4 protein-coding genes are annotated in these 4,855 nt (G+C 37.4%); all 4 read left to right on the top strand.

Features of this window, described 5'->3' with window-relative positions:
- The first annotated feature begins 282 nt into the window (after nucleotides 1-282).
- A complete protein-coding gene (locus T529_RS0111390; RefSeq protein WP_081823140.1) occupies nucleotides 283-1,281 on the top strand; it encodes a type II asparaginase in 999 nt (332 codons plus the stop codon).
- Between the two features lie 155 nt (nucleotides 1,282-1,436).
- Complete coding sequence (ftsA, locus tag T529_RS0111385) at nucleotides 1,437-2,702, top strand: cell division protein FtsA (RefSeq protein ID WP_033163730.1); 1,266 nt, start codon at nucleotides 1,437-1,439, stop codon at nucleotides 2,700-2,702.
- 21 nt (nucleotides 2,703-2,723) lie between these two features.
- Nucleotides 2,724-3,791, top strand: a complete 1,068-nt coding sequence (ftsZ, locus tag T529_RS0111380) for a cell division protein FtsZ (RefSeq protein WP_033163729.1) — start codon at nucleotides 2,724-2,726, stop codon at nucleotides 3,789-3,791.
- A 49-nt stretch (nucleotides 3,792-3,840) separates the two neighbouring features.
- On the top strand, nucleotides 3,841-4,614 hold the full coding sequence (gene proC, locus T529_RS0111375; RefSeq protein WP_033163728.1) for a pyrroline-5-carboxylate reductase: 774 nt from the start codon (nucleotides 3,841-3,843) through the stop codon (nucleotides 4,612-4,614).
- Nucleotides 4,615-4,855 lie beyond the last annotated feature (241 nt).

The following is a 4,855-nucleotide window of genomic DNA, read 5'->3' as shown; positions in this document are numbered from 1 at the left end:
ATGACCTCCTTAAAATGATTTAGCACTGCTTGGTAAGCCCACGAGTTTCTTCTTTGTGTAATCACGCAATTCATCAAACTTTCATACATCAGGTATGTGTTAATTTACTAATCACCATTTAAAAAAAGAACTGTGGCAGGATTCACCTCGAAACAGTACAAATATTGTCTGTAAGAATATAGATACAAATCCACAGTGCTTATAAATTATATCATCAATGGCCGTAGATGATATCATTCTTAATTCGGCTAGAAAGGAAAAATACTCAATTCTAACTTTAAATTGAGTATACGTGAGAAAATGAAGAAGATTATAGTAATAGCAACAGGAGGAACGATTGCCGGGAGTGGTGAAGCGGGTAAAACAACTTCCTATCGTGCTGGGACAATAAAGGTGGAGGATGTTCTTGCTTCCATTCCCCAGATCCAAGATATTGCCAATATTGAAATGATTCAGCTCTTAAGTGTTGACTCCAATGAAATGAATGAACAATACTGGCTCTCTCTTGTAGAAATGATCAATAAGCAAGCAAGTCGCGATGAGGTTGATGGCATTGTTGTTACGCATGGAACAGATACTCTTGAAGAAACAGCTTATTTCTTGAATCTAACCGTGCATACTGTTAAGCCGGTTGTATTGACAGGAGCAATGCACCCAGCTACGGCAACAAGTGCAGATGGACCATTTAATCTCTATCAAGCAATTGCATTAGCAGCTAATGACAAAGCGATTGGCTGTGGAGTGATGGCGTTATTTTCAAGCACTATTTATTCAGCACGAGGCATTGAAAAAGTGAATAATTATAAAATTGATGCTTTTGGACACAATGGTAGTGGAGCCCTTGGCTATATGCGAGATGATGAAGTCTATATTTCGACAAGACCAGTAACCCACCATACAATTTATTCCATCTTTAGTCATGAACACTATCAATCCTTGCCCAATGTCAGCTTAGTAACTTATTATGCGGGAGCACCGGTATTATTGCTTGAGGCAGTAAGTAGATATTCGGAAGGCATTGTTGTTGTAGGTACGGGAAGTGGGAATTTTTCAAAACAATGGATCGATAAGCTTGAAGAATTGGCAAGAAAAGATATTGTCATTGTTCGTTCATCACGCGTTGCGCATGCTATTGTTTTTGATGAACCTGTCTTTGATCCCGATCATCTCTTTGTGGGATCCAATACACTGAGCCCTTTTAAAGCCCGTATATTGTTGTCCCTTTGTTTAACAAGAACGAAGAAACGAGAAGAAATCGAACAGTTTTTTAAGACATACTAAAGAGAGATCAATTCTGATTTCTCTTTTTTTCTTTTACCATCTTTTAAGTCAATGGAAAAAATCGGGGAAAATACATGGATTTTGCTACAGTTCATGTTTTAAAGAAGTCTCAATTATGTTATTATTAGGGAGTAAAAAAATCAAAGGAGAATATGATGAAAGAAATATATGCTACTTTAGATATTGGCTCTACAACATTGAAATTGGTAGTAGCTGAAGTAATAAGTGCAAATGTAAACATTCTCTTTTCAAGTAAGGTTACAAGCCATGGCGTACGTAAGGGTGTTATAACTGATGCAGAAGCCTTGGTCGAAGATATCAAAAAAGTTGTAAGAGAAGCAGATGAAGAACTGAATATAACTATTACATCAGTAGGTTTAGTATTGCCTTCTATTAATGCTAGAATCTACCAGGGTGATGGCATTACGAAGGTGAATAATGCAAATGACAAGATCACTATTGATGATGTTATTCGTGCGCTCAAGCTCTCAACAAGATTTCAGCGTAATCGAGATGAAGAAATTGTTTCTACAATTCCTATTCACTATGCTCTTGATACGAAGAGTACTGACAAATTACCTTTGGGGATGCGTTCGGCATCTTTGAAGGTTGATTCCATGATTGTCACAAGCAAGAAGAAATTTTTCTATGGATATCTTGAAGCTGTCGAAAAAGCAGGCTTGGAATTGCTAGATGTTACGATTGATGCTTATGCCTCAGCACTAGAAGCTTTTGATGAAGCTTATTTAAAAGAAGGTGCAATCTTAATAGATATCGGTTGTTATTCTTCAACGGTTTCATTCTATGAAGATGGTTATCTAAAATATATCGCACAGGCGAATACGGGTGGCTATGATTTGACTAAAGCCATCAGTGAGAAGTGGTGGATTTCCATGGATAAAGCTGAACGTTATAAGATCAAGTATGGAACTTGTGAGAAGAATGTTGGCGATGATGATGTTATTCATACGAATAAAGTGGATAATGAAGTTGTTAATTATACCCAACAGGACTTGTCCGATGTCTTAAGAGAAGCTGTTGAAGGCATGATGGAAGAAATTAAGACAAAGATTGATGTGATTAATGATGGTCGTAGCTATGAAACTGTTATTGTTGGTGGTGGAGGCGAACTGCCTAGCCTTGATGTTATTGCAAGCAGTGTCTTGAATGCTCCAGTACGTTGTTATCGTCCAGAAACAATTGGTGTTCGTGATATGAGCTATGTACCAGCACTTGGATTGCTTTATTATTTGAATGATCGAAAAGAATTCCTTGGGAATAATGTCTCTTTGACACTGCCTGATATTTCAAGTACAATGAACATTAGGTTGAAAGGCTTCACGAAAGCAAAAGATGAAAGCAAGACACCAAAGAGAAAATTAAAAAGAGTACTAGAGAATTTCTTTAGTGATGATGAATAGAAAAAGAGAGGGTTTATAAACATGGATGAAAATATGGATTTTATACAGGTTGCTAAGATTAAAGTAGTCGGTGTTGGTGGCGGAGGATGCAACGCTGTCAATAGAATGGTAACTGATGGGGTAAGAGGTGTTGAATTCTATTGTGCAAATACTGATGCGCAAATGATGAAAGGCATCGAAAATGTTAATAAAATTGTTTTAGGTAAAGATTTAACACATGGCCTAGGTGCAGGTGGAAATCCAGATGTAGGTCGCAAAGCAGCTGTAGAAGCAGAAAATGATATTAGAGAATCTTTAACTGGCGCTAATATGGTCTTTATTGCTGCTGGTATGGGTGGTGGAACAGGTACAGGTGCTGCTCCTGTTGTTGCTAAGATTGCTAAGGAACTTGGCGCATTGACTGTTGCTGTTGTCACAACACCTTTCACTTTTGAAGGCCCTAAAAGAGCAAGACAGGCTCAGGCTGGTTTGATGGAATTAAGAGAAAATGTCGATTCTATTATTGTTGTTAGTAATGATCGCTTATTGGATGCAATTGGTGGTAAGCCTATGGCAGAAGCATTTAGAGAGGCTGACAATGTTTTAAGACAGGGCGTTCAGACGATTACAGACTTAATTGCTGTTCCAGCATTTATCAACCTTGACTTTGCTGATGTACGCTCAATTATGCAGGATCGTGGTTCAGCATTAATTGGTATTGGTATAAGTGATGGTGATAATAAGGCTGAAGAAGCGGCAAAACGTGCAATTTCATCACCATTACTTGATGTTTCTATTGCTGGTGCAAAAGATGCGATTGTCAATGTAACAGGTGGTCCAAATATTACACTTTATGATGCAAATACTGCTCTTGCTGCAATTAGAGAAGCAGTTGGTAATGAAGTGAATACAATTCTTGGTGTTGCCATCAATGATCAGTTAGATGATTCAATTATTGTAACTGTCATTGCAACAGGTTTTGAAGATGAATTAGAAGAAGGTCCAATCGAACCAGAATTCAATACTTTTTCAAAGGCAAAACCAGCTACACCAAAGGAAGAAGAAGATGACGAAGATATGCCAATCTTCTTAAAGAATAGAAAATTCTAAAACCAAAGCCTCCATTGGAGGCTTATTTATTATATAAGGAGAGGTGAATATGTATAAAATTGGTTTTATTGGTATGGGTAATATGGCATCAGCTTTAATGACGGGAATTGTAAAGTCCGGTTATCTTAAAGCTGAAGATATTTGCGGGGCAGATATTAGTGAACAGGCTTGTATAAATGCAAAAAAGAGAGGACATATGGTTTTTGAAAATAATCATGAAGTCATTAAACATAGCAATCTTGTCATTATTGCCGTAAAGCCACAGGTGTTAGAGGGTGTTATTGGTGAAGTTCATGATGATTTAAAAAATAAAGCGGTTATGAGCATTGCTTTAGGTTATGATTTTGAAAAGTATGAAAAGCTTCTTGATGCATCAACAAGACATCTTACGATTATGCCTAATACACCAGTTGAAGTGTGCGAAGGTATGCTTTTGCTTGAAGCTAAGCATAGCTTGAAAGAGGACGAATATCAATTTATTGTAGATATGCTTAATCATATTGGTTCAACAGAAGTTTTGCCTTCACATTTAATGAATGTTGGCGGAGCTTTATCAGGATGTGGGCCAGCATATCTATATCTTGTTATTGAAGGATTGGCTGATGGTGCGGTAAAAAATGGGCTTCCTAGAGCGGCTGCCTATAAGCTTGCAAGCCAGACCGTTCTTGGAGCAGGAAAAATGCAGCTTGAAACAGGACTCCATCCAGGTATTCTTAAGGATAATGTCACTTCTCCAGGTGGCTCAACAATTCGTGGCGTTAAAGCACTTGAAGATGCAAAAGTGCGATCAGCATTTATAGAAGCTGTTGATAAAGCATGTTAGTGAACTATGGGCCAAGTATAATACTTGGCTCATATTTTTAGCTATAAATGTCCAAATTCTTAATATAAGCAACTTTTTTGCAAAAAAGATGAAAAAAGGCTTTACAAGAAAAACATGCGATGGTATAGTGAATAAGCATTCAGAAATGAGTGCAAGCCGAACACTGATAACTGAACAGAAACACGTCAGATAAACAAGAAAAGACATTCGGAAGAATGCAAGCAATAGAGAGAGCTAGATG

This window comes from Sharpea azabuensis DSM 18934 (assembly GCF_000702165.1).
GTDB lineage: Bacteria > Bacillota_I > Bacilli_A > Erysipelotrichales > Coprobacillaceae > Sharpea > Sharpea azabuensis.
The sequence above is the reverse complement of the archived record's forward strand: the minus strand, read 5'-3'. Positions and strand labels throughout refer to the sequence as shown.